This is a genomic window from Halomonas ventosae, assembly GCF_004361885.1.
GTDB classification, from domain to species: Bacteria; Pseudomonadota; Gammaproteobacteria; order Pseudomonadales; family Halomonadaceae; genus Halomonas; species Halomonas ventosae_C.
Genome location: NZ_SNWH01000010.1, coordinates 83,318 through 106,923, shown reverse-complemented (window position 1 = coordinate 106,923; position 23,606 = coordinate 83,318). Strand labels below are relative to the sequence as shown.

The 23,606-nt window shown below is 66.3% G+C and carries 21 protein-coding genes and 1 pseudogene; 14 read left to right on the top strand and 8 right to left on the bottom strand.

The features are described 5' to 3' along the window. Nucleotides 1-38 precede the first annotated feature (38 nt). Nucleotides 39-398: a fluoride efflux transporter FluC gene (locus DFO68_RS09520; protein ID WP_133483430.1), complete on the bottom strand. Its 360-nt coding sequence runs from the start codon at nucleotides 396-398 to the stop codon at nucleotides 39-41. Between the two features lie 303 nt (nucleotides 399-701). Between DFO68_RS09520 and ybiO the strand changes: the two genes are divergently transcribed. Further along, the gene (gene ybiO, locus DFO68_RS09515; protein WP_373190359.1) at nucleotides 702-3,023 is read left to right on the top strand and encodes a mechanosensitive channel protein; all 2,322 of its coding nucleotides are present in this window, start codon (nucleotides 702-704) and stop codon (nucleotides 3,021-3,023) included. An 88-nt stretch (nucleotides 3,024-3,111) separates the two neighbouring features. Here ybiO and DFO68_RS09510 read toward each other — a convergent pair whose 3' ends face one another. From DFO68_RS09510 to hemC, 4 genes are read right to left on the bottom strand one after another with little or no spacing between them, the layout of a single operon-like run. Next, on the bottom strand, nucleotides 3,112-4,359 hold the full coding sequence (locus tag DFO68_RS09510) for a heme biosynthesis HemY N-terminal domain-containing protein (protein ID WP_133483428.1): 1,248 nt from the start codon (nucleotides 4,357-4,359) through the stop codon (nucleotides 3,112-3,114). After that, entirely contained in the window at nucleotides 4,356-5,879 is a 1,524-nt protein-coding gene (locus DFO68_RS09505) for a uroporphyrinogen-III C-methyltransferase (protein WP_133483427.1), read from the bottom strand. Before DFO68_RS09505 ends, DFO68_RS09510 begins: the two co-directional genes overlap by 4 nt. A gap of 6 nt (nucleotides 5,880-5,885) precedes the next feature. Further along, nucleotides 5,886-6,680 carry a uroporphyrinogen-III synthase gene (locus DFO68_RS09500; RefSeq protein WP_133483426.1) on the bottom strand — a complete coding sequence of 265 codons (795 nt, stop codon included), beginning with the start codon at nucleotides 6,678-6,680 and terminating at the stop codon, nucleotides 5,886-5,888. Further along, nucleotides 6,680-7,621: a hydroxymethylbilane synthase gene (gene hemC / locus DFO68_RS09495; protein ID WP_133483425.1), complete on the bottom strand. Its 942-nt coding sequence runs from the start codon at nucleotides 7,619-7,621 to the stop codon at nucleotides 6,680-6,682. Before hemC ends, DFO68_RS09500 begins: the two co-directional genes overlap by 1 nt. Before the next feature lie 255 nt (nucleotides 7,622-7,876). Between hemC and argH the strand changes: the two genes are divergently transcribed. From argH to DFO68_RS09460, 7 genes and pseudogenes are all read left to right on the top strand, one after another. Continuing rightward, nucleotides 7,877-9,289 carry an argininosuccinate lyase gene (argH, locus tag DFO68_RS09490; RefSeq protein WP_373190352.1) on the top strand — a complete coding sequence of 471 codons (1,413 nt, stop codon included), beginning with the start codon at nucleotides 7,877-7,879 and terminating at the stop codon, nucleotides 9,287-9,289. After that, nucleotides 9,289-9,402, top strand: a pseudogene (gene lptM / locus DFO68_RS15820) (LPS translocon maturation chaperone LptM); the annotation flags it as partial. The gene argH and the pseudogene lptM, both read left to right, overlap by 1 nt. 70 nt (nucleotides 9,403-9,472) lie before the next feature. Continuing rightward, nucleotides 9,473-10,750: a diaminopimelate decarboxylase gene (gene lysA, locus DFO68_RS09480; RefSeq protein WP_133483422.1), complete on the top strand. Its 1,278-nt coding sequence runs from the start codon at nucleotides 9,473-9,475 to the stop codon at nucleotides 10,748-10,750. Next, the gene (gene dapF, locus DFO68_RS09475; RefSeq protein WP_133483421.1) at nucleotides 10,750-11,583 is read left to right on the top strand and encodes a diaminopimelate epimerase; all 834 of its coding nucleotides are present in this window, start codon (nucleotides 10,750-10,752) and stop codon (nucleotides 11,581-11,583) included. The genes lysA and dapF overlap by 1 nt, the downstream gene beginning before the upstream one ends. A 28-nt stretch (nucleotides 11,584-11,611) precedes the next feature. Beyond that, nucleotides 11,612-12,328 carry a DUF484 family protein gene (locus tag DFO68_RS09470; RefSeq protein WP_133483420.1) on the top strand — a complete coding sequence of 239 codons (717 nt, stop codon included), beginning with the start codon at nucleotides 11,612-11,614 and terminating at the stop codon, nucleotides 12,326-12,328. After that, nucleotides 12,325-13,242, top strand: coding sequence for a tyrosine recombinase XerC (locus DFO68_RS09465; protein WP_243726474.1), 918 nt, complete (start codon nucleotides 12,325-12,327; stop codon nucleotides 13,240-13,242). The genes DFO68_RS09470 and DFO68_RS09465 overlap by 4 nt, the downstream gene beginning before the upstream one ends. Further along, nucleotides 13,239-13,982 (top strand): HAD family hydrolase, encoded by a 744-nt coding sequence (locus DFO68_RS09460; protein WP_133483419.1) that lies wholly within the window; start codon nucleotides 13,239-13,241, stop codon nucleotides 13,980-13,982. Before DFO68_RS09465 ends, DFO68_RS09460 begins: the two co-directional genes overlap by 4 nt. A gap of 12 nt (nucleotides 13,983-13,994) precedes the next feature. Here the strand turns inward: DFO68_RS09460 and yihA are convergent, their stop codons facing one another. Continuing rightward, nucleotides 13,995-14,612 (bottom strand): ribosome biogenesis GTP-binding protein YihA/YsxC, encoded by a 618-nt coding sequence (gene yihA / locus DFO68_RS09455; protein ID WP_133483418.1) that lies wholly within the window; start codon nucleotides 14,610-14,612, stop codon nucleotides 13,995-13,997. 242 nt (nucleotides 14,613-14,854) lie between these two features. Between yihA and DFO68_RS09450 the strand changes: the two genes are divergently transcribed. The 6 genes from DFO68_RS09450 to DFO68_RS09425 all read left to right on the top strand — a co-directional run bounded on the left by DFO68_RS09450 (nucleotide 14,855) and on the right by DFO68_RS09425 (nucleotide 20,461). Beyond that, the gene (locus DFO68_RS09450; RefSeq protein WP_133483417.1) at nucleotides 14,855-15,475 is read left to right on the top strand and encodes a c-type cytochrome; all 621 of its coding nucleotides are present in this window, start codon (nucleotides 14,855-14,857) and stop codon (nucleotides 15,473-15,475) included. 147 nt (nucleotides 15,476-15,622) lie between these two features. Further along, nucleotides 15,623-16,255, top strand: a complete 633-nt coding sequence (locus DFO68_RS09445) for a thiol:disulfide interchange protein DsbA/DsbL (protein WP_133483416.1) — start codon at nucleotides 15,623-15,625, stop codon at nucleotides 16,253-16,255. Between the two features lies 1 nt (nucleotide 16,256). Continuing rightward, nucleotides 16,257-17,066: an endonuclease/exonuclease/phosphatase family protein gene (locus tag DFO68_RS09440; protein ID WP_133483415.1), complete on the top strand. Its 810-nt coding sequence runs from the start codon at nucleotides 16,257-16,259 to the stop codon at nucleotides 17,064-17,066. Nucleotides 17,067-17,202: 136 nt separating this feature from the next. Then, entirely contained in the window at nucleotides 17,203-17,763 is a 561-nt protein-coding gene (locus tag DFO68_RS09435) for a TRAP transporter small permease subunit (protein WP_133483414.1), read from the top strand. Then, a complete protein-coding gene (locus DFO68_RS09430; RefSeq protein WP_133483413.1) occupies nucleotides 17,763-19,166 on the top strand; it encodes a TRAP transporter large permease in 1,404 nt (467 codons plus the stop codon). Before DFO68_RS09435 ends, DFO68_RS09430 begins: the two co-directional genes overlap by 1 nt. A gap of 185 nt (nucleotides 19,167-19,351) precedes the next feature. Continuing rightward, nucleotides 19,352-20,461 (top strand): TRAP transporter substrate-binding protein, encoded by a 1,110-nt coding sequence (locus DFO68_RS09425; protein WP_133483412.1) that lies wholly within the window; start codon nucleotides 19,352-19,354, stop codon nucleotides 20,459-20,461. 75 nt (nucleotides 20,462-20,536) lie between these two features. Here the strand turns inward: DFO68_RS09425 and nuoN are convergent, their stop codons facing one another. Together nuoN and nuoM are read right to left on the bottom strand one after the other, a co-directional pair. Beyond that, entirely contained in the window at nucleotides 20,537-22,000 is a 1,464-nt protein-coding gene (gene nuoN, locus DFO68_RS09420; protein WP_133483411.1) for an NADH-quinone oxidoreductase subunit NuoN, read from the bottom strand. Then, nucleotides 21,997-23,541, bottom strand: coding sequence for an NADH-quinone oxidoreductase subunit M (nuoM, locus tag DFO68_RS09415; protein ID WP_133483410.1), 1,545 nt, complete (start codon nucleotides 23,539-23,541; stop codon nucleotides 21,997-21,999). The genes nuoN and nuoM overlap by 4 nt, the downstream gene beginning before the upstream one ends. Between the last annotated feature and the right edge of the window lie 65 nt (nucleotides 23,542-23,606).

The following is a 23,606-nucleotide window of genomic DNA, read 5'->3' as shown; positions in this document are numbered from 1 at the left end:
CCACCGCCTCCAACTTCAGCCTGCATACTCTGACGTGCTTACAGCAGCGCCGAGAGCCCAACCCCCAGGGTCAAGGCGACGTAGCTCAGAACCGCGACACCGCGCCGCTGCTGCCAGAACGTCAGGGTCTGCAGGCTGAAGGTGGAGACGGTGGTATACCCCCCCAGCAGTCCGATGGCTAACAGCGACCAGGCGGGATCTGCCTCGTTATCAGGCAGACCCAGCCCTCCGGCCACCAGGCCCATCAGCAGCGCACCGCTCAGATTGACCGACAGGGTTCCCCAAGGAAAGCTAGCTCCCAGGTAACGGGCTACGAGGTTGCCCACTGCCAGACGCGCCATGCCGCCAAGCCCCCCACCACCGGCCACGGCCAGCAGCATCAGCGGGTCGATGTTCATCCACTCTCCAGGCGTCACAAGAAAGCTCCCGGGAGGGTGGCGACAAGCGCCAAAAAAAGCCACCCGGTTAGAGTGGCCAAGAGTATCGCATGCTTGCCTTGCAGGGGCAGTGACCCTGGGGTCGCTGCCAAAGAGTATCCTGGGACAGGATCGGTATAATGTACAATTACTGTACATTAAATCCGCTCATGATCGGCGGGTCGTGGCCGCGGCACAATATCCGTATCATGCTGATAAACGATTGCAACCCTGTCACCACACATCGCCAACACACCTACAGACGGAGGTCACAGCGTGAACCCAATGCGAGCCCTTCCTGCCATCCTCGGCTGGCTGCTGATCGCCTTGGCGGCATTTGCCGCCCCGGTACAGGCCCAGCAAGCCGACACCGGCCGCCAACCGCCGGCCTATGACACCCTGGCCGACCTGCTCGAGAACGAACAGACACGCCAGCAGCTGATCGACCAGCTGCGCGGCCTGGCGGGAGATGTCGCCGCCTCGCCAGCGGCGACAGCCGAGACCGGCGTCGCCACCGAGCCTTCGCTGCCTCGCCAGTTGGCAGAGCTCACCAGCCGCATCGTCGGTGATGTCGGCAGCCAGCTGACCCGTGTGGCAGAAGCCATCCGAGGGCTATTCACCGGCAGTGCCGAGGCGACCAGCCGTTTCGACATGGCCGCCTTCACCAGTGCCGCCATCAATCTCGGGCTGGTGATACTGGCGACCTTCGTGCTGTTCGTGGCCATCCGCCGTCTGGCCCGGCCGCTGTTCACGCGCATCAGCCAGTGGTCACTCAATGGCCAGGGGCTGACCCCGGTGCTGAGGCTGGTACTCTGCGTCGCCCTGGCAGCGGTGATCGATGTGGCGGTGGTAGCGCTAGCCTACGTGGGGGGCAACCTCGTCGCCACCTTCGCCGTCGGCGAAACCGGTGAGTTATCGACCCGCGCCTCGCTGTTCCTCAACGCCTTCCTGGTGATCGAGCTGCTCAAGGCGGCCGTGCGCATGCTCTTCTCGTCGCGCTACGAGGGACTGCGCCTGCTGCCGGTGAATGCTGCGGATGCCGGCTACTGGAACCGCTGGATCGCCCGCCTGATCGGGCTGGTGGGCTATGGCCTGATGGTGGTAGTGCCGCTGGTCAACGTCTACCTGTCGCCGACCCTGGGCCAGAGCATCGGCACCCTGATCATGGTCGGCGCCTTTATCTACGCGGTCGTCGTGGTGCTACGCAACCGGGTTCGCCTGCGCGATGCCCTCAACCGCAAGGCGAATAACGCTACCATGGCGGCCAGTCGGGTCTCGCTGCAGCTGTTCGCCCGTACCTGGCATCTGTTCGCCCTGGCCTACTTCTTGATGGTGCTGGTGCTGGTGCTGACCCGCCCGGCGGATGCCCTGCCCTTCGTGCTCTTCGCCACCATCAAGACCATCGCCACGGTAGTCGTAGGCCTGCTGGTCTCGAGTCTGCTGACCCAGACCATCGGCCGACGCATCCGCCTCTCGGACGATCTGCGCCGCAAGCTGCCGCTGCTTGAGCCACGCCTCAACAGCTACGTGCCCAATGCCCTGCGGGTCATCCGTACCCTGATCCTGATTGCGGTACTGCTGATGGTGCTGAATGTCTGGGGCGCCTTCGACCTGGCAGCCTGGTACGCCTCCGAGGCGGGTCGCGGTCTGATCGGCAAGGTAATCAGCGTGTCGCTGATCCTGGTGGTCGCCGTGAGCGTCTGGCTGGGACTGGCCAGCCTGATCGAGCACAAGCTCAACCCCGAAACCGGTAGAGGCGTGCCCTCAGCCCGGGCCCAGACCCTGCTGGCACTGTTCCGCAACGCCCTGGCCATCGCCCTGATCACCCTGACCGCAATGATCGTGCTCGCCGAGATCGGCATCAACATCGGCCCGCTGATCGCCGGTGCCGGCGTGCTGGGCCTGGCTATCGGCTTCGGCGCCCAGAAGTTGGTGCAGGACATCATCACCGGCATCTTCATCCAGGTGGAAAATGCCATGAACACCGGCGATGTCGTCACGGTCGGCGGCATCACCGGCACCGCCGAGAAGCTCAGCATCCGCTCGGTGGGCATCCGCGACCTCTCCGGCACCTACCACATCGTGCCCTTCTCAAGCGTCGACACCGTCTCCAACTACATGCGCGAGTTCGGCAATCATGTCGGCGAATACGGTATCGCCTATCGCGAGAGCATCGACGAGGCCATCGAGCAGCTCAAGCTGGCCTTCGAGGATCTCAAGGCCAGCGAGGAGCATGGCCACAAGCTGCTGGAGCCGCTCACCGTGGCCGGTGTCGTGGCCTTGGCCGATAGCTCGGTGAACATCCGCGTGGTCATCAAGACCACGCCTGGCGACCAATGGGCCGTGGGCCGTGCCTATAACCGCCTGGTCAAGCTACGCTTCGACGAGGCCGGCATCGAGATTCCCTTCCCGCACACCACGCTCTACTTCGGCGAGGACAAGCAGGGCCGCTCACCGGCCGCTAATGTGCGGGTGCTCGAGCTTGAGTCCGGCGGCCGGCAACGCCAGGAAGTCTCGCCCCACCCGGATGATCCCGAGCGGAGTGTTCAAGAGATCGCCGACCCCAACCATCGCAACCCCGACGCCGACGACGTCGAGGAATCCTGACAGCTGGGCCAGGCGGCCAGGCAGCACAAGGGGCGCCTTAAGGCGCCCCTTGGCGAGTAAGTCACTGACTGGCCCCGCGGCCGAGCGTTTAGGCCGTCTTGCTCTTCTCCTCCTCGTGCGACTCCTTGCTCGGCTGAGGCAGGGAGGGCAGCGACTTATCGAGCAGTTCGACGCTCTGCCGGTAGAAGAGCTGGCTCTTCTGGTGCTCGCCCAGGTTGGCATAGAGCCGCGCCAGCTCAGCACAGGCCACACCGCTGGGCCGCTGGCGCTGACTCGCCTCGAAGTACTCCTGGGCCTTGCCCCAGTAGGCGTTACGCAGCGACAGTCTGCCCAGGGTCAATAATAGGTCCGGGTCGTTGGGCCGCTCCTGCAGCCATTTCTCGGCCACTACCAGCTGTCGCGGAGCATCCACGTCGAGCAGCCCATAGCGCAGCACTAAGCGGCTGTCCCAGTGCTCCTTGAGCGAGTGGCGCAGCAGCCGCTCGGCGATAGCCTCCTCGTGGCCTCGCACCAGCGCCTCGGCATAGAGCACGATCAGATCGGTGTTGGTGCGCAGATGGTCGGGCATGTCGGCCCAGAGGTTGCGGACCCGCTCGATATCGCCGGGATGGCGCGCCTCCTGGCCGATCAGTTCGCGGTAGGCACGCAGCTCGAGCTGCTCACGCTCCTCGGGGGAAATCAGTTGCTGTGCCCCGAGCCGGGGCATCAGGCGGCGCAAGCCATCCCAGTCGCTGACGCTGAGGTAGGCCTGTTTGAGCTGCTTGAGTACCTGGGGATGATTCGGCAAGTGGCGGTCCAGGCGCGTGAGAATCGCCAGCGCCTCCTCATATTGCTGGCGATCAAGCATCAGCTGGGCCTGCACCATGCCCACCGCGGTATCGGCACCCTCGGTACTCAGGTGGGCCCGCTTGAGCAGGGTGTCGGCCTGCTCGTAGCGCCCTTGGTAGTGGGCCGCCAGGGCCGCCGAGAGATAGTTGACCAGCGGCGTGCTGGAATCGTCGGCGGCCTTGACCAGCGACTTCTCGGCCTTCTTCCAGCGGCCCTCGGCCAGCGCCACCAGGCCGCGCACGGTACGCTTCATGGCGTTGCGGTTGCGGGCACGGCTGTTCCACACTTTGAAGCGACTCACCGGATGTGTGAGTCGCAGCAGCAGCTGCAGGCCGAAGTGCAGCACGATGAAAGCGCCCAGCAACAGCACCAGGCCGAACCAGAAGGAAGTCTGGACGGAGGTATCGCCTACCCTCACCAACCAGTAGCCCGGCACCGACATCATCAGCTGGCCGAACAGCGCCCCGAGCGCCAGGCCCAGGACCACGATCAGGATCAGCTTTCTCATGCGTCATCTCCCTGGCCAGCATTGCCTTGGCCGTCACCCTGGCGCTCGAAGCGCCGCTCGATGAAGTTCGCAAGCGCCTGCTGGGAACCGCTGATATCTGGCAGCTCGGGACGGATGCGGCGCTGCTTGAGCTCCTCGAGACGCGAGATTACCGACTGGACACCCTCGGCGTCGGTATCGTAGTAGCCGCGAATCAGCCTCAGGGCCTTATCGATGCTGGCTTCATAGAGTTCCTGCTCCTCCTTGAGCAGTGCCAGTTGGGTCTGCTCGAGCACCAGCCGCACACTCTGGCGCAGGTAGGACTCCTGCTCCGGGGTGATCAGCGCCTCGAGGGCCTGATCGTGCTGACGGATGGTGACCAGCTCCTTGAGTTCGCCGCCGAAGCGGGCCAGCTGTTCTCGCCAGCCGCCCGACGGGGTCTCCTCGAGGGAGGTATCGGCCATCATCTGCTTGACCTCCTGGTCAAGCGGCTGGCGGGCGAGCTGTTCCTGCAGGGCGTTGAGCGACAGATAGAGGCCGGTGCGGTCGACCTGCGGCACCGATTCCAGCGCGGCCAGCTCGGAGGCGATTTCGCGGCGCACCGGCATCAGCGCCGGATTGTCGGCCTCGCGCAACCGCGCATCGGCGCTGCGCAACAGGGCCGCAGCACCGTCGACATCGTGCTCCAGCTGCAAGCGCTGGTTGGCCAGGCGCAGCAGATAGGCGGCCTCGGCATGCAACCAGTCGCGCTCGTCGGTGCTCTGTTCACGGGAGAGCTCGTCGAGCACCTTGTCCAGGGTCTGGTCGATGCTGCTGCGATAGTCGGTGAACTCGCTACGCAGATTGGCGAGGGCCGAGTTCAGCGAGTCCAGCGCCGCCTGACGCTCGCTCTTCACGCTCTTCAGCTGCCCCTGCAGGTTGCCGAGCTGCGACTGGCTGGCCACGTCGCCGGGCAGTGAAGACAGCCGCTGCTGCTGGGCATCGAGCTTCTGCCAGGCCTGCCAGCCGAACAGCACTACGCCGACAGCCAGCAGAATCACCAGCAAGAGAGCCAGGATGCCTGTCTTGCCGCCGCCCTTGCCACCATCGCCCGCAGAGTGTCTGGGCGCGCCGGCGCCACCGCTACCGGCGGTCTTGCCGGTACTACTGTTGTCAGTCTTGTCGGTACTGGCGGGCTTGTCGGTGCCACTCTTCGGGGACGTTGGGGACGCCGGCTTGGCGCTGGAGGCCTGGCTCTCGCCAGGCCTTTCCGCGTCCGGCTTCTTCGTGCTGGGCTGTTCGGTGTCGGGCTTTTGCGCCGCGCTCTTGTCGTCCTTTGCCGGGCTGGCGGGCGGCTCGGCCGCGGTGGAAGGCGCCTTCCCGGTGCCGGACTCACCGGCTGCCTGAGGCGCCTGGGTGGCCGCCTTGCCAGCGGCCTTGTCATGGCGACGCGAGCGGCGCCTGCCGGATGCAGCGGGCCTGCCGGCCTGAGCCCCTGAGCTCGCCGCGTCCGCGCTGGAGGGCGCTTGCTGTTCGTCCTGATCGTGTGGTTGCTTGCTCATCTGTCGCTAGCCCTTTTCGAGATCATCATGATCGACATCGGCCTCCTCCGGGGCGCTGCTCCTGGCGACAGCGACCGCCAAGGCGGCAGGCGTGGCACCCGACGCCACGACGGGGAAACGAAACCCCAGCCTGCCGGCCAGTGTAGCCAAACGGTTACTGGAAACGATTAGCGGTTGGTTCAAGGCGGCGTCTGTACACCATCTTGCCAGATGTTCGAGGATTTCTCCGCTGCTGACCACCAGTGCCCGATAATCCCCCGCGGCGAGCCGTACCTGCATGGCGGGAGGGGGGGGGAGGAGGCAGCGGCGATAGACCGCCAATCGCGTCACCCGGGCGCCGCGTGCCGCCAGGGTCTCGGCGATCAGTGCCCGCCCCCCCTCACCGGCCACCAGCAGCACGCGCCGCTCCGCAAGAGCCTGCAGCGAGGCGAGGCGCAGCAGCGCCTCACTGGTGTCCTCGCCGCCCGATGGCGAAGGCACATGGACGCGAACTCCCAGGCGCCGGTGCAGCAGAGCGGCGGTGGAAGCCCCCACGGCGTAGAAGCCGATACCCACCGGCAACTGCGGCCAGTAGCGATCCAGCGCCTCGATCAGGCATTCGGCGGCGAAGGGGCTCACCACCACCACCTTGTGGAAGTGGTCGATGTCCAGCCAGGCGCTGCGCGTCGCCGGCTCCTCCGGCAACGCCTCGAGGTGCATGACGTCCAAGCGCATGACACTCAGGCCGCGCGCCTCGATGGCTGCGGCCAGCGGGCCGGCCCGCTCGCCCGGTCGGGAAATCAGTACCGGACAGTCCGCCATCAGCCGGCGCCATAGACCTCGGCGAGGATATCGCCGGCTCCCTGATCGAGCAGCTCCTCGGCGACACGAATCCCCAGGGCCTCCGGCTCATGCATGGAGCCACGCCCTTCGGCACGCAGCACCCGCGTGCCGTCCGGGTTGCCCACCAGGGCACGCAACCACAGTGTCTGGCCGTCATCCTCGAACACCGCATGACCGCCGATGGGTACCTGGCAGCCTCCCTCCAGCCGGGTGTTCATGGCCCGCTCGGCGCGTACCCGGGTGGCAGTGGACGCATCGTCCAGCGGGGTCAACAGCGAGATCAACTCCGGGTCGTGCAGGCGACATTCGATGCCCAGCGCGCCCTGGCCACAGGCCGGCAGGCAGACCTCGGGCGGCAGTTCCATGGTGATACGGTCATCCAGGCCCAGGCGCCGCAGGCCGGAGGTAGCCAGCAGGATGGCATCGAACTCGCCGTCGTCGAGCTTGCCCAGGCGGGTCTGGACGTTGCCACGCAGGCTCAGCACCTCGAGGTCGGGGCGTGCCTCGCGCATCTGCAGGCCACGACGCAGGCTCGAGGTGCCGATGCGCGCACCCTCGGGCAGCTCGTCCAGCGAGGCGTAATGATTGGAGATGAAGGCGTCGGTAGACTCAGCCCCCTCAAGGATCACCGACAGCCCCAGGCTCTCTGGAAAGTGCATGGGCACGTCCTTCATAGAGTGCACGGCGATATCGGCGCGACCATCGAGCATTGCCTCCTCCAGCTCCTTGACGAAGAGTCCTTTGCCGCCGACCTTGGCCAGCGGCGTGTCGAGGATCTTGTCGCCGCGGGTGGCCATAGCCACCAGCTCCACCTTCAGGCCGGGATGGGCGGCCATGAGTCGGTCACGAACGTGCTCGGCCTGCCACATGGCCAGTTGACTCTTGCGGGTGGCGATACGCAGGGTATTGATGGCTTGCACGTGGTTCTCCCGTACCGGGTGGCCAGGCGTTGGCACGCTTCATGGCGGTGTCCGGTGATGGTATGGATGAACGACATCATAAAGCACCTCGCCAAGCAGGAAAAATCACATCTTCCCACGTCGACTCGACACGGCCACTCCTCGCCAGCCGCACGGACTCTGGTACACTCCCGCCATGTGACGACAGTATCGACACGGCAGCGCTGCGCCCGTCCCCGTCACCCACCGCAACCCTGTAGCAGGATGTCTAGCCTGATGAGCCCTTCCAATCCCGGCACCAACTCGTCCTGGGGCGGTCGCTTCAGCGAGCCCACCGATGCCTTTGTCGAACGCTTCACTGCCTCGGTCGACTTTGACCAGCGCCTCGCGCTGCATGACATTCAGGGCTCTATCGCCCATGCCACCATGCTGGCCCGGGTCGACGTACTCAGTGACGTAGAGCGCGACGCCATCATCGAGGGCCTGGGCGAGATCCGCGGCGAGATCGAGCGTGGCGAGTTCGCCTGGTCGATCGCCCTGGAAGACGTACACATGAACATCGAGGCGCGACTTACCGACAAGATCGGCACTACCGGCAAGAAGCTGCATACCGGCCGCTCGCGCAACGACCAGGTAGCCACCGACATCCGCCTCTTCCTGCGCGACGAGATCGATGACATCGCCATCGAGCTGGTACGCCTTCGCGAGGGGCTGATCACCCTGGCCGAGCGCGAGGCCGACACCATCATGCCCGGCTTCACTCACCTGCAGACCGCCCAGCCGGTGACCTTCGGCCACCACCTGCTGGCCTGGCAGGAGATGCTCGCCCGCGACCACGAGCGCCTTTTCGACTGTCGCAAGCGGGTCAACGTGCTGCCGCTCGGCGCCGCCGCACTGGCCGGCACCACCTATCCCATCGACCGTCACGTCACCGCCGAGCTGCTGGGCTTCGAGCGGCCCGCCGAGAACAGCCTCGATGCGGTCAGCGACCGCGACTTCGCCATTGAGTTTACGGCCTTCGCCAGTATCCTGCTGATGCACCTGTCGCGGATGAGCGAGGAGCTGGTGCTGTGGACCAGCGCCCAGTTCGACTTCATCGACCTCCCCGACCGCTTCTGCACCGGCTCCTCGATCATGCCGCAGAAGAAGAACCCCGACGTGCCGGAGCTGGTGCGCGGCAAGACCGGCCGCGTCTATGGTCATCTGATGAGCCTGCTGACCCTGATGAAGTCCCAGCCGCTGGCCTACAACAAGGACAACCAGGAGGACAAGGAGCCGCTGTTCGATACCCTGGAGACCGTCAAGGGCTGCCTGCGCGCCTTCGCCGACATGGCGCCGGCCATCGAATCCAAGAAGGCCCGCATGGCCGAGGCTGCCCGCCGCGGGTTTTCCACCGCCACCGATCTCGCCGACTATCTGGTGCGCCGCGGCGTGGCCTTCCGTGATGCCCACGAGATCGTCGGCCAGTCCGTGGCCTTCGGCCTCAGGGAGAACAAGGACCTCTCGGAGATGCGCCTGGAGGAGCTCCAGCAGTTCTCCGAAACCATCGGGGCGGACGTCTTCGAAGTGTTGACGCTGGAAGGTTCGGTGGCCGCACGCAACCATATTGGCGGCACCGCCCCGGACCAAGTGCGGGCCGCAGCCCAGCGCGCCCGCGACGCCCTGGCAAGCCTGGCGGGTCAGGCCTGATGCGACGCCTCGCTCCCCTGACCCTGGCGGCAGCCCTGACCCTGGCCGGCTGCGGCCAGAAGGGGCCGCTCTACCTGCCCGGCGACGAGGCGGCCACCGAACCTTCCAGTGAGCAGCCGCAGGCGCCGGGCGAGGAGGCACCCCGGCAGGACGCTGACACTGCCCGCGACGACGAGAGCTAGCATGGACCATTTCGAATACCGCGACGGCGTGCTCTACGGCGAGGAGGTGCCGCTGACCCGCATCGCCGACGAGTTCGGCACGCCCTGCTACGTCTATTCCCGGGCGACGCTGGCACGCCATTTCCGTGCCTACAGCGAGGCGCTGGGCAGCCACCCGCACCTGATCTGCTATGCGGTTAAGGCCAATTCCAACCTGGCGGTGCTGGGCCTGCTGGCGCGGATGGGCGCCGGCTTCGATATCGTGTCGATGGGTGAGCTGGAGCGGGTCTTGGCCGCTGGCGGTGACCCGGCCAGGGTGGTCTTCTCCGGCGTGGCCAAGCAGGAAGCCGAGATGGCCCGCGCGCTGGAGGTAGGCATCAAGTGTTTCAATGTTGAATCGCGCCCCGAACTCGAGCGCCTCGACGCCGTGGCCGGCCGGCTCGGCAAGATCGCCCCGGTGTCGCTGCGGGTCAACCCGGACGTGAACGCCGGCACCCACCCCTATATCTCCACCGGACTCAAGGACAACAAGTTCGGCATCCCGGTAGATGAGGCGCTGGCCGTCTACCAGTTCGCCGCCACGCTGCCCAACGTGCGCATCACCGGACTGGACTGCCATATCGGCTCCCAGCTCACCGAGCTCTCGCCCTTCCTCGATGCCCTGGAGCGTCTGCTGGCGCTGCTCGAGCGCCTGCGCGAGCGCGGCATTGAGGTGCAACACCTGGACCTGGGCGGCGGTCTCGGCGTGCCCTACCGGGACGAACGACCGCCGGCGCCCTTCGACTACGCCACCGCCCTGCTCGAGCGACTCGCGCGCTGGCCAGGCAGCGAACACCTGACCCTGCTCTTCGAGCCGGGCCGCTCCATCGCCGCCAATGCCGGCATACTGCTGACCCGCGTCGAGTACCTCAAGCCCGGCGAGACCAAGAACTTCGCCATCGTCGATGCCGGCATGAACGACCTGATTCGCCCCGCCCTCTACCAAGCGTGGCAGGCGATCCTGGCGGTCGACACCCGCCAGCCACGCGACACCGCGACCTATGACGTAGTCGGCCCGGTCTGCGAGACCGGCGACTTCCTGGGCAAGGAGCGCATGCTCGCCATCGCCGCCGGCGACCTGCTGGCGGTGCGCTCCGCTGGGGCCTACGGGTTCGTGATGGCCTCCAACTACAACAGCCGCCCGCGCCCCGCCGAGGTGATGGTCGCCGGCGACACCGCTCACCTGGTGCGCCGCCGCGAGCGGCTGGAAGCGCTCTGGGCCGGCGAGGCCCTGCTGCCCGACGACGAGGAGGCGCACTGATGCTGCTGCACTTCACCAAGATGCAGGGACTGGGCAACGACTTCATGGTGGTCGACCTGATCACCCAGCGGGCGCGCCTTGACGAGCGCGAGATCCGCCGGCTGGCCGACCGCCGCTTCGGCATCGGCTTCGATCAGCTGCTGGTCGTGGAGCCGCCGCAGAACCCGGAGATGGACTTCCGCTACCGCATCTACAACGCCGACGGCAGCGAGGTGGAGAACTGCGGCAACGGCGCCCGCTGCTTCGCCCGCTTCGTGCGCGACCAGCGCCTGACCCACAAGCGCGAGATCCATGTCGAGACCGCCGGCGGGCCACTAACTCTACTGGTCGAGGACGATGGCCGGGTCTGCGTCGACATGGGCGCGCCGCGCTTCGCCCCCGAAGCGCTGCCCTTCGACGCCGCCGAGGACCGCCTGCGCCACCCGCTGGAAGTCAACGGCGAGCGCCTCGAGGTGGCCGTGGTGTCGATGGGCAACCCCCATGCGGTGCTGGTGGTCGAGGACGTCGATACGGCCCCCGTCGAGCGCCTGGGGCCGGCACTGGAGGCCCATCCGCGCTTCCCGCGGCGGGTCAACGTGGGCTTCATGCAGGTCATCTGCGCCCATGAGATACGCTTGAGGGTATACGAACGCGGCAGCGGCGAGACCCTGGCCTGTGGCACCGGCGCCTGCGCCGCGGTGGCCAGCGGTATCCGCCAGGGGCTGCTGGAAAGCCCGGTCAGCGTACACTTGCGCGGCGGCGACCTTGACATCGAGTGGGCCGGCTGCGAGAGCCGTCTGTTCATGACCGGTCCCGCTGAGCGCGTCTTCGACGGCCGCATCGTCCTGAACTGAGCCGCCCCGCCACCAGAGGAGAAGTTGCATGACCCGAGCCGTCCCCGACCCGCGCCAGACCCTCGACCCCGACCGGGTGGCCCAGTGGCTGGCCTGCCATCCAGACTTCTTCGTCGGTCGCGAGGGGCTGCTGCAGCAGCTCAAGGTTCCCCACCCCGAGGCTCGCGGCGCCACCTCGCTGCTCGAGCGGTTGGTACACGACCTGCGCGCCCGCGCCGAGCAGGCCGAATGGCGCCTGGAGCAGCTGCTGGAGTCGGCCCGCCACAACGAGGGCCAGTATCGCCGCACCCGCGAGCTAGTGCTGGCGCTGCTCGAGGCTGAGGACAACGACGCCCTGGGCCAGGCGCTGGCCACCCAGCTCGCCGAGCGCTTCGAAACCCCGGCGGTGGCACTGTGGTGCCCGGCCAGCCTCACCGATGCCGAGCCGCGGCCACCCCAGGCCCCGCGTCAGGTGCTCGATGAGCATGCCGGCCAGCGCCTGGCCGCCCTGCTCGATGGCCGCACCAGCCGCTGCACGCGACTGACGCCCACCGACTGGAAGCGCCTGCTGCCCCATGTGCCGGCATCCGACAAGACCGGCTCCTGCGCGCTGTCGCGGCTGACCCTGGGCGAGCCGCTGGGCTACCTGGTGCTGGCGAGTCCCGACCCGGAGCACTTCCGCGCCAGCATGGACACCCTGTTTACCGAGTACGTGGGCGAGGTGGTGGCACGACTGCTGGTGCGCCTGGCTCCGGCCTCATCGTGACCGCCCGCACGCTGGACGCCGAGGTCGAGGCCTTCCTGACCGGGCTGGCGCGCACTGCCAGTCCGGCCACGGTGAGCGCCTACCGGCGTGACCTGGCGGCCCTGGTAGCCTTCCTCGAGGCCGAGACCATCGACGACTGGTCGCGGCTAGATGCCGCCTTGCTGCGCCGCTTCCTGGGCAGCGAACGCATGCGGGGGCAGGCCCCGCGCAGCCTAGCCCGACGACGCGCAGCCATCTCGTGCCTCGCCCGACACCTGGTGGAGAGCGGCAAGCTTCGCCACAACCCCGTGCCGCTGGTACGGGCCCCGCGTCAGCCCCACCACCTGCCGCATCCCCTGGACGTCGACCAGCTGGCGCATTTCCTTGACACGCCCCACGACGACTCGCCCCTGGCCCGACGCGACCAGGCGATGCTGGAGCTCTTCTACTCGAGCGGCCTGCGCCTGGCCGAGCTGGCGGCACTGGACCTCGGCGACCTGCAGCCGCAGCGGGTGCAGGTAGTGGGCAAGGGCGGCAAGCCCCGCCAGGTGCCGGTGGGGCGCCGGGCGCGCCAGGCCCTGGATGCCTGGCGGGCAGTGCGCGGCCAGCTGGCCGAGCGCGACACGCCGGCGCTGTTCGTCGGCGTGCGCGGCGCCCGGCTGGGCCATCGCGCCATCCAGAAGCGGCTGGCCGAACTGGCCAGGACGCGGGGGCTGGCCGAGCACCTCCATCCGCACCGGCTGCGTCACTCCTTCGCCAGCCACCTGCTGGAGTCGAGCCAGGACCTGCGGGCCGTGCAGGAGCTGCTGGGCCATGCTGACCTCGCCACCACCCAGGTCTACACCCGGCTCGACTGGCAGCACCTGGCGGCGAGCTACGATGCGGCCCACCCCCGGGCACGCCGCTGCTCCGACGATGGCGGAGAGCCGTCATGACCCTGAAGGCGATCACCTTTGACCTCGACGACACCCTGTGGGACAACCGTGGCGTAATGGCGCGCGCCGAAACCGGCCACTACGCCTGGCTCGACGAGGCCCTGAGCGACTGGCTGGCCCACCGCGGCGAGACGCATTTCGGCCGCTTCGCCGAGCGCTTCCCCCTGGCGGCCTACCAGGCCAGTCGCCGCGAGCTCGCCGAGCGGTACCCGCTGCGTCGCGGCGACTTCAGCTGGCTGCGTGAACGCGCCCTGATTGCGCTGCTGGAGGCGTTCGGGCTGCCACGCAGCGCCGCCTGGCTGTGGGCCGCCGCGACCCTGGCGCGCTTCCTTGAGCTACGCCTCGCGGTCTCGCCCCATCCCGAGGTGGAGCCGCTGCTCGAGGGGCTCAGCGGCCGCTACCAGCTGGGGGCCATCACCAACGGCAACCTGGCGCTGCACCGCCTGGCGCTGCACCGCCACTTCCGGGTGGCCATCGCCGCCGGCGAGATCCAGGCGCCCAAGCCGGACGCCCGCCCCTTCCTCGCCGCCCTGGCGCGGCTCGCCACGCAGCCCTCTCGGGCACTGCATGTGGGGGATTCCTGGCAAGAGGACGTGCTTCCGGCCCTGCACCTGGGGATGCGCGCGGTGTGGATCGCCCCCGACACACCCCATGCCGGCGAGCTCCCCGCGGGGGTCTACCGCCTGAGGCACGTGCGAGAGCTACCGGCGTTGATCGACCGCCTGGAGCGCAAGGGCTAGAGCGCTCCGGGGTCAGCCCTGCTCGGGCTCGAGTAGCCACTGGTCGAGGCGCTCATGCACCTCCTCGATGCCCTGCTTCTTGAGGGCGGAGAAGAGCTGGATGCTCACCAGATCCTCCCACTCGCGCAGTTGCGAGCGCACTTGCTGCAGAGTGTTCTTGGCCGCACCACTCTTGAGCTTGTCGGCCTTGGTCAGCAGGATATGCACCGGCATGTTCGCCTCGTCGGCCCAGCCGAGCAGGGTCTGGTCGAACTCCGTCAGCGGGTGGCGCACGTCCATCACCAGCACCAGCCCGCGCAAGGAGCCGCGGTGGCGCAGGTAGTCGGCAAGATGGCGCTGCCACTCGAGCTTGACCTGCTCGGGCACCTTGGCGTAGCCGTAGCCGGGCAGGTCGACCAGCCGGTGGCCGTTGTCCTCGCCCAGCGTGAAGAAGTTAATCAGCTGGGTGCGCCCCGGGGTCTTGGAGGTGCGGGCCAGCGCCTTCTGCCGCGTCAGGGCATTGATGGCACTCGACTTGCCGGCGTTGGAGCGGCCGGCAAACGCTGCTTCAGCTCCGAAATCCGGCGGACACTTAGCCAGTGTCGGGGCACTGGTAAGGAAGCCGGCAGCGGGGTAGTTTAGGCGCGACATGACGAAGAGTCCTGACGTTGAACAAGGGCACCCCCAGCTTGCATTCCCGCAGCTCGGGTGTTCGGTTATAATGCAGAGACCTTGTCTGCGACCCGGGGCGCGCCAGTATAGCATCGTGCTCCGACGCTCAGCGACTAATCACCGAGCGTCGGCGATGACCGGCCACAGGGCATCCGGCCTGCAGGTCGGGCGACATCCGGGGTACGTGCCGGCCAACAATGTAACGAGATAGTGGAACAGCGATGAGAAAGCTACTGGCAAGCCTGGCAATCACCGTGGGCGCCATCGGCGTAGCCCATGCAGACCTTCAAGCGGATGCCGATGCGGCGGCGGGCAAGAACAAGGCGCAGGCCTGCGCCGCCTGCCACGGACAGCAGGGCATCAGCCCCTCCGGTATCTTCCCCAACCTGGCCGGTCAGCAGGCCTCCTACCTGGCCAAGCAGATCATGGACATCCGTGACGGCAACCGCATGGTGCCCCAGATGGCCGGCCAGGTGAACAACTTCTCCGACCAGGATGCCTGGGACGTGGCGGTATACTTCGCCGGCATGGAGCCTGCCCTGGGACAGGCCAATCCTGACAAGGCACTGATCGAGCGTGGTCGTGAACTCTACCGCGCCGGTGACATGGCCAAGGGCATCCCTGCCTGTTCTGCCTGCCACACGCCCACCGGCCAAGGCATCGGCACTGCGGTATACCCGGCGCTCTCCGGCCAGAAGCACGATTATGTGGTAGCCAATCTGCAGGCCTTCGCCGCCGGCAAGCGGGCCAACGATCCGGCCGCCATCATGCGCAACATCGCCAGCAAGATGAGCGACAGCGACATGCAGGCCGTGGCCAACTATGTGCTCGGCCTGCACTGAAGCCGAGGCGGCGCTGTCACTGCGAGGGCGGCCGGAGGTCGCTCTCGGGGTTTGTACGCCGTCCCGCCCTGGCGCAAGACGCAACGCTTGCGCTGTGCTGGCTCACGTCGTTCCCTGGATCATGCCCCTTGTAAGGAGAACCCCATCATGTTGAAGACTCTGATGGCTGCTCTGGCCGGCCTCGGCCTGTCATCCCTGGTATGGGCCGCCCCGCTGGTCGAGGGCGAACACTACGAGGTGCTCGACAATCCGCTTGAGACCCAGGTCGAGGATGGGCGCATCGAGGTGACCGAGGTCTTCTGGTACGGCTGTCCCCACTGCTACAACCTGGAAGAGCCGCTCAACGCCTGGGTCGCCGAGCAACCCCAGGACGTTGCCTTCCAGCGCATGCCAGCCACCATGGGCGGCGCCTGGAACACCCATGCCTTCGCCTTCTATGCAGCTCAGGAACTGGGCATCCTTGATGCATTGCATGACGACTTCTTCCACGCGATCCATGAGCAGGGTCGCAGGCTGACCGAGGTCGACGATATCGCCGCGTTCTTCAGCGACTATGGGGTCAGCGAGGAGCAGGCCCGTGAGGCGCTGAGCTCCTTCGCGGTCAAGGCCAAGGTAAACCAAGCCCATGCCCGCATGCGCCAGATGCAGCTGATGGGCGTGCCGGCGCTGGTCGTCGACGGCCGCTATCTGATCACGCCGAGCTCTGCCGGTAGCCTCGATAACATGCCGCAGGTGGCTGGCGCGCTGGTCGAGAAAGTCCGCGAGGAGCAGACAGACTGAGATGTCAGCGTTGGCCGAGGCAAGGACGCCGCTCCTCGAAGGCGGCCATCTGAAGCTGCTCACCTTCAACCTGCAGGTAGGTATCCAGACCTCGGCCTACCACCACTACCTGACGCGCAGCTGGCAGCACGTCCTGCCGCACCCCCGCCGGCTGCGGCGTCTGGACATGATCGCCGAGGTGCTCGAGCGCTTCGATATCGTTGGCCTTCAGGAGGCCGACGGAGGGAGCTTCCGCTCGAGCCAGGTCAACCAGGTGGAGTACCTGGCCAGGCACGCCGGCTTTCCTCACCACTTCCAGCAGCTCAACCGCAACCTGGGCCGCATCGCCCAGCACAGCAACGGGCTGCTGTCGCGCGTGCCGCCGACCTGTATCGAGGAATACCGCCTGCCCGGCACCCTGCCCGGCCGCGGGGCCATCCACGCCCGCTATGGCGAGGGGCCCGACGCCCTGCACCTGTTCGTCGCCCATCTGGCACTGAGCCATCGCGGCCGGGTGCGCCAGCTCAACTATCTCAGCGAGATCATCCAGCCGCTGCGCCATGTGGTGGTGATGGGCGATCTCAACTGCACCCCCGAACAGCTCCACGGCCACCGGCGCTTCAGCGCCTCGCTGCCACTGCATCCGGCACGCCCGCCGCTCAGCTACCCGTCCTGGCAGCCCCGCCGGGCCCTGGACCACATCCTGCTGTCGGAGTCCCTGCACGCCGACGAGGTACGGGTCCTCGACCACCTCTTCTCGGATCACTTGCCCATCGCCGTGGATGTGCGCCTGCCTGAGGCCTGCTTGGAAGCTTGCCTGGCCGTGACCTAAGAGGATGCCCAGGCGATAACACTGACTGACAGCGCCTAGCGTCAAGTCAGCGTTGGCCAAGCTCGCTGCTACCGGATGCATGGTATGCCATCATGCCACAGACAAACGCAACGACCGGACAGCGAGAACTCGACCCATGGCCCAATCCCGCGAGCTACCAGGTTTCATCGCCTGCCTCGACCGTGCCTCGGAGTGGCTGGGCAGAAGCCTCTCCTGGCTCGTGCTGGTGATGATGCTCATCCAGTTCCTGATCGTGGTACTGCGCTACGCCTTCAATTTCAACAGCATCGCCATGCAGGAATCGGTGATGTACATGCATGCCGTGGTGTTCATGCTGGCCGCCGCCTGGACCCTCAAGCATGATGGCCATGTGCGCGTGGACATCTTCTATCGAGCCATGACACCCAAGCACAAGGCGCTGGTCGACCTCTGCGGGACCCTTTTCCTGCTGTTGCCGGTCATGGTCTTCGTGATTCTCTCGAGCACGGGCTACGTGAGCAAGTCGTGGCGTATCTTCGAGGGCTCCCCCGACGCCGGTGGCATCCATGGTGTGTTTCTGCTCAAGACGTTAATTCCGCTCTTCGCCGTGCTGATGATCCTCCAGGCCCTGGTCGAGGCGAGCCGTCACTTCCTGATCCTTACCGGGCGCATGCCGCCTCCCGCCCATCAACACGACCATACCGAGGAGCGGCTGTGATGCTGGAATTCATGCCCCTGGTGCTGTTCCTGGTCATCTGCCTGGTGTTGATGGCGGGTTATCCCGTTGCCCTCTCCCTGGCCGGCACGGCGCTGGCCTTTGCCGGCCTGGGGCTAGGGCTCCAGGCCCTGGGTATCGATGCCAATTTCGACAGCGGCTACCTGGGCGCCTTCCCCAACCGCCTCTACGGCATCATGACCAACCAGACCCTGCTCGCGGTACCGCTGTTCGTGCTGATGGGGGTACTGCTGGAGAAGTCCAAGGTCGCCGAGACCCTGCTCGACGCCATGGCCTTGCTGTTCGGCTCACTGCGCGGCGGGCTGGGTATCTCGGTGACCCTGGTGGGGATGCTGCTGGCGGCCTCCACCGGTATCGTCGGCGCCACCGTGGTGACCATGGGGCTGATGTCGTTGCCGACCATGCTCAAGCGCGGTTACAGCATGCCGCTGGCTACCGGCACCATCTGCGCCACCGGCACCCTGGGCCAGATCATTCCACCCTCCATTGCGCTGGTGCTGCTCGGCGACGTGCTCTCCTCGGCCTACCAGCAGGCCCAGCTCTCGATGGGCATCTTCAGCCCCAAGACGGTCTCGGTGGGCGATCTGTTCATGGGCGCCCTGGTCCCGGGGCTGGCACTGGTGGTGCTCTACATCGCCTATGTGTCCCTGGTCGCCTGGCTCAGGCCAGCTTCCGCCCCGCCTGCCGACCGCCGGGAACTGATGGCCGAGCTCGGCCACGAGGGCGGGCTGGGCTTGTTGCTGCTCAAGGGGCTGGTGCCGCCCATGGTGCTGATCGTTGCCGTGCTGGGCTCGATCCTCGGCGGCTTCGCCACGCCCACCGAAGCCTCGGCGGTGGGGGCCTTCGGCGCCCTTATCCTGTCGCTGGCCTATCGCCGCCTGAACCTCGCCACCCTCAGGGAGGTGCTGCGCTCGACGACCCACGTCACCACCATGGTGTTCATGATCCTGATCGGCGCCGCGCTCTTCTCGCTGGTGTTCCGCGCCTATGGTGGCGAGGAACTGATCCACGAGATCTTCAACAACATGCCCGGTGGCGTGGTAGGTGCCACTCTCGTGGTGATGCTGGTGATCTTCCTGCTCGGCTTTATCCTTGACTTCATCGAGATCACCTTCGTGGTGGTGCCCATCGTGGGACCGATCCTGCTGGCCATGGGCCTCGATCCCATCTGGCTGGGCATCATGATCGCCATCAACCTGCAGACCTCCTTCCTGACGCCGCCCTTCGGTTTCGCGCTCTTCTACCTGCGCGGCGTGGCGCCGGAGTCGGTGCCCACCTCGGCGATCTACAAGGGTGTGATGCCGTTTATCGTGTTGCAACTTGGCATGCTGTTGGCCCTGGCCTTCTTCCCGGGACTTGCCACTTGGCTACCGGACCAATTCTAAGCGATGGCATGAGGCCCGGACTGCCGGTCTAGGTGGGCCCGCTGATGCCAGGGAAGACTCTATCCGGCACCGTCCGCGGTGCCCTCCGGCCAGCCTGCTAGCTGCCGGACCCACGCAGCCCTCGCGAGGGCTTTCCACGACAACCTGCATCACACGCATAACCCACAACTACAGAGGGAAAGCAGATGAAACTCAGATCACTCGCCATCGCCGTAGCCATGAGCGGTGCCGTCTCGGGCCTGATGCTAGTCACCAGCGCCGGTAACACGGCACAGGCCCAGGAAACCTTCGAGTGGAAGATGGTCACCTCCTGGCCGAAGAACTTCCCCGGTGTCGGTCAGGGGCCGGAGCGGCTCGCCAAGCTGGTCGATGAGATGTCCGGGGGCCGCCTGACCATCGAGGTCTTCGGGGCCGGCCAGCTGGTGCCGGGCTTCGAGGTCTTCGATGCCGTTGCCGAGGGTACCGCAGAGATGGGCCATTCCGCCTCCTACTACTGGAAAGGCAAGGCGCCGGCCGCCCAGTTCTTCGCCGCCGTTCCCTTCGGCATGAATGCCCAGGAGATGAACGCCTGGCTGCACTACGGGGGTGGCCTGGAACTGTGGAATGAGCTCTATGATCCCTTCGGCGTCGACGTGCTGGTTGCCGGCGCCTCGGGGGTGCAGATGGCCGGCTGGTTCAACAAGGAGATCAACTCCGTCGACGACCTCAACGGCTTGAAGATGCGCATGCCGGGCCTCGGTGGCGAGGTGATGAGCCGCATGGGGGTGGCCATCGTCAATATGCCGGGTGGCGAGATCTTCACCTCGCTGCAGTCCGGCGCCATCGATGCCACCGAGTGGATCGGCCCTTACAACGACCTGGCCTTCGGCTTGCACCAGGCCGCCGAGTACTACTACTATCCGGGTTGGCACGAGCCGACCGTGATGTTCGAGGCGCTCATCAACGAAGAGGCCTGGGCCTCGCTACCCGCCGACCTTCAAGCGATCCTGCGCACCGCCGCGCGTGACGTGAACCAGAACGTGCTCGATGAGTACACAGCCCGCAACAACGATGCCCTGGAGACCCTGGTCAACGAGCATGACGTGGAACTGCGCCGCCTGCCGGACGACGTCCTGGCCCAGGCCAAGAAGCACTCCGCCGACGTGGTTGCCGAGCTTGCCGAGTCAAGCGACATGGCCAAGAAGATCTACGACTCCTACCAGGCCTTCCAGAACAAGGTGGTGGACTATCACGCCATCTCCGAGCAGGCCTACTACAACGCCCGCAACCCGGAAGGCGATACCACCAGCGAGTGATCGTCTGAGCGCTACCGGGCCAGGGCCCGGTAGCGCATCCTCTGCCAGCATCCCCTGCAGGCCCCGGCGGTTTCCTCAACCACCGACCAACACCTCGATGTGGTGCATCCAGTCGATCATCGGGGCCGGATAAATACCCAGCACCACCACCAGTACAGCTGCCCCCAGCACTACCACACCACCGGCCTGGATCGCCCAGTTCTCGGGGGCATCACGCCGCTGCATGCCCGCCTCGGCAAGGAACAGCGTGACCATCACCCGCAGGTAATAGAAAAGCCCGATGGCGCTGCCCACGATCACGGCGCCAACCAGCCCCCAACGCTGGGACTCGACACCCAGGGCGATGATGTAGAACTTGCCGATGAAGCCGGCGGTGAAGGGAATCCCCGCCAGTGACAGCAGGGTGATCGTCAGCACCGCAGTCAGGTAGGGGCGTCGCCAGAACAGCCCGCGATAGTGGTGCAGCGCTGCCGTGTCCTCGCCGCCCTGAGTGCCGCTGACATAGGGGCTGGAGAGCAGCGTGACGACCCCGAAGGCGCCCAAAGTGGCGAGAAGGTAGGTCACCAGGTAGACAGCCGAGGCCTCGACCGACAGGCCATCGCCGATCACCAGCGCGGTGAGCAGGTAGCCGAAATGGGCGATCGACGAATAGCCCAGCAGGCGCTTGAGGTTCGACTGGGTCAGCGCCAGCAGATTGCCGACCAGCATGGTGAGAATCGCCAGCACCGCCAGCACATTGTGCAACCAGCCATCCTGGAAGGCCGGAGCCGTTATCACCAGGCGCAGCAATACCACGAATACGGCCACCTTGCTGGCCGTAGCCAGGAAGGTGGCCGCCGGGCCAGGCCCCCCCTGGTAGACGTCTGGCGTCCACATATGAAACGGCACGACCGAGAGCTTGAAGGCCAGACCCATCATCATCAGGGCAGCGCCGGCCAGTCCCCAAGCACCGAGCTCGTCGCCGAGTCGCGCTGCCAGCCCGGCGACGTCCAGATGACCGGTCTCGGCGTACAGCACAGCCATGCCGAACAGCAGAAAAGTGGTCGCCGTGGCCGACAGCACCAGATACTTGACCCCTGCCTCGAGGGAGCGGCGCTCGCCGTAGACATAGGCCAGCATGCCATAAAGAGGAATCGACAATAGCTCCAGGCCGAAGAACAGCGTCGCCAGGTGGGTACTGGCCGACAGCACCAAACCACCGGCCGTGGCGCACAGCAGCAGCAGATAGAACTCTTCCCGAGGCCCGCTGTACTGTGCCAGGTAGGCATGCGTCAGGGTCGCGCAGGCCAACGCCGCAACCAGGATCAGCACCGCGGCGAAGATCGCCAGACCGTCGATGGCGAGCATCGGCGCGGCCAGCGGCGCCATGCGCCACACACCGATCAGCGACAGCAGCGCTAGATTGAGGCCCACCACGGTGACGATGGCGATACTCGTGTGATGGCGTCGCCAGGCGATCGCCAGCATCACCACGATGGCCGTGATGCAGACCAGGATCGGTGGCGCAAGGGCCAGCAGGTGCGTCGCGGTCAACGTCATGGCATTCCCGTCAGCAGAGTGGTCGACTGAGGAACGGCGCCGAACAGGCGCTGTACCTCGCCCATGGCTGCCGCGGTGGCATCCAGCAGAGGCTGGGGATAGAGCCCGAACAGCAGCACCAACCCCAGCAGCGTCAGCAGCATTACATATTCACGATGGTCCAGGTCGGCCAGCATCCCCTCTCCCTGTGGGGGGCCGAAGTATACCCGTTGCATCAGCAACAGGGAGTAGATCGCCGCCAGAACCAGGCCGACGCTGGCGATCACCACCACCCAGGGGGCCACTGGGAAGCTGCCGAACAGGATCAGGAACTCGCCCAGGAAGTTGGCAGTCCCCGGCATGCCCAGCGAGGCGGCCACGAAACACAGCGAAAAGCCCGGCAGGCTGCCCAGGCGCCCCCAGAGGCCGCCCATCTCGCGCATGTCGCGGGTGTGCAGGCGTTCGTAGAGCTGCCCGCTGAGAATGAACAATCCTGCCGCCGAGAAGGCATGGGCGACCATCATCAGCACGACGCCCTGTAGGGCCAGCGGGGTGCCGGCGTAGATACCGATCAGCACGAAACCCATGTGGGCGATGCTGGTATAGGCGATCAGCCGCTTGATGTCCTGCTGGCCGCAGGCCAGCAGCGCGCCATAGAAGATCCCGATCACGCCCAGGGTCATGGCCACCGGGGCGAACGCCTGGGAGGCCTCGGGAAACAGCGGCAGGGCGAAGCGCAACATGCCATAGGCCGCGGTCTTGAGCAGGATACCCGCCAGATCGACGCTGCCGGCGGTAGGGGCCTGGGCATGGGCATCGGGCAGCCAGCCATGCACCGGCACCACCGGCAGCTTGACGGCGAAGGCCACGAAGAAGCCCAGCATCAGCCACATCGCCGTGGATTCGGAGAGTGGCGTCTGCATCAGCGTGGCATAGGCAAAGGAGTATTCGCCGGTGTTGGCATGGTGCGCGAATACCAGGCCGAGGATCGATACCAACATCACAAGCCCGCTGGCCTGGGTGTAGATGAAGAACTTGGTCGCCGCGCGGATGCGGGTACGTCCTTCCGAGCCGCTGTGCCCCCACAGCGCGATCAGGAAATACATCGGCACCAGCATCATTTCCCAAAAGAAGAAGAACAGGAAAAGGTCAATGGCCAGGAACACCCCGACCACCCCACCGAGGATCCACAGCAGGTTGAGATGGAAGAAGCCCACACGGCGCACGATCTCGTGCCAAGAGCAGAGCACCGCCAGCACGCCCAGGAAGCCGGTCAGCGCGATCAGCACCAGCGACAGGCCGTCGAGCGCCAGGTGTACGTCGATGCCGAAGCGCGGAATCCAGGCCACCCGCCACTCCATCGACCAGCGCACTGAATCGCTGGCCATCCCGGCATTGGCCAGGTGATAGTCGCCGTGGAACCATAGCCCCAAGGTGATCGCCAGTTCGATCAGCATCGTCGCCAACGCGATCCAGCGCGGCGGCAGGTCACCGAAGCGTTCTGCCTGCCAGCACAGCAGGCCCCCCATGAAGGGGATCAGGATCAGCCAGATCAGCGTCATAGATGGTGCCTTCCCTGTCGTTGAACCCTCGGCGACACTTGCCCGTCGGCGCACGCGTGCGGTGT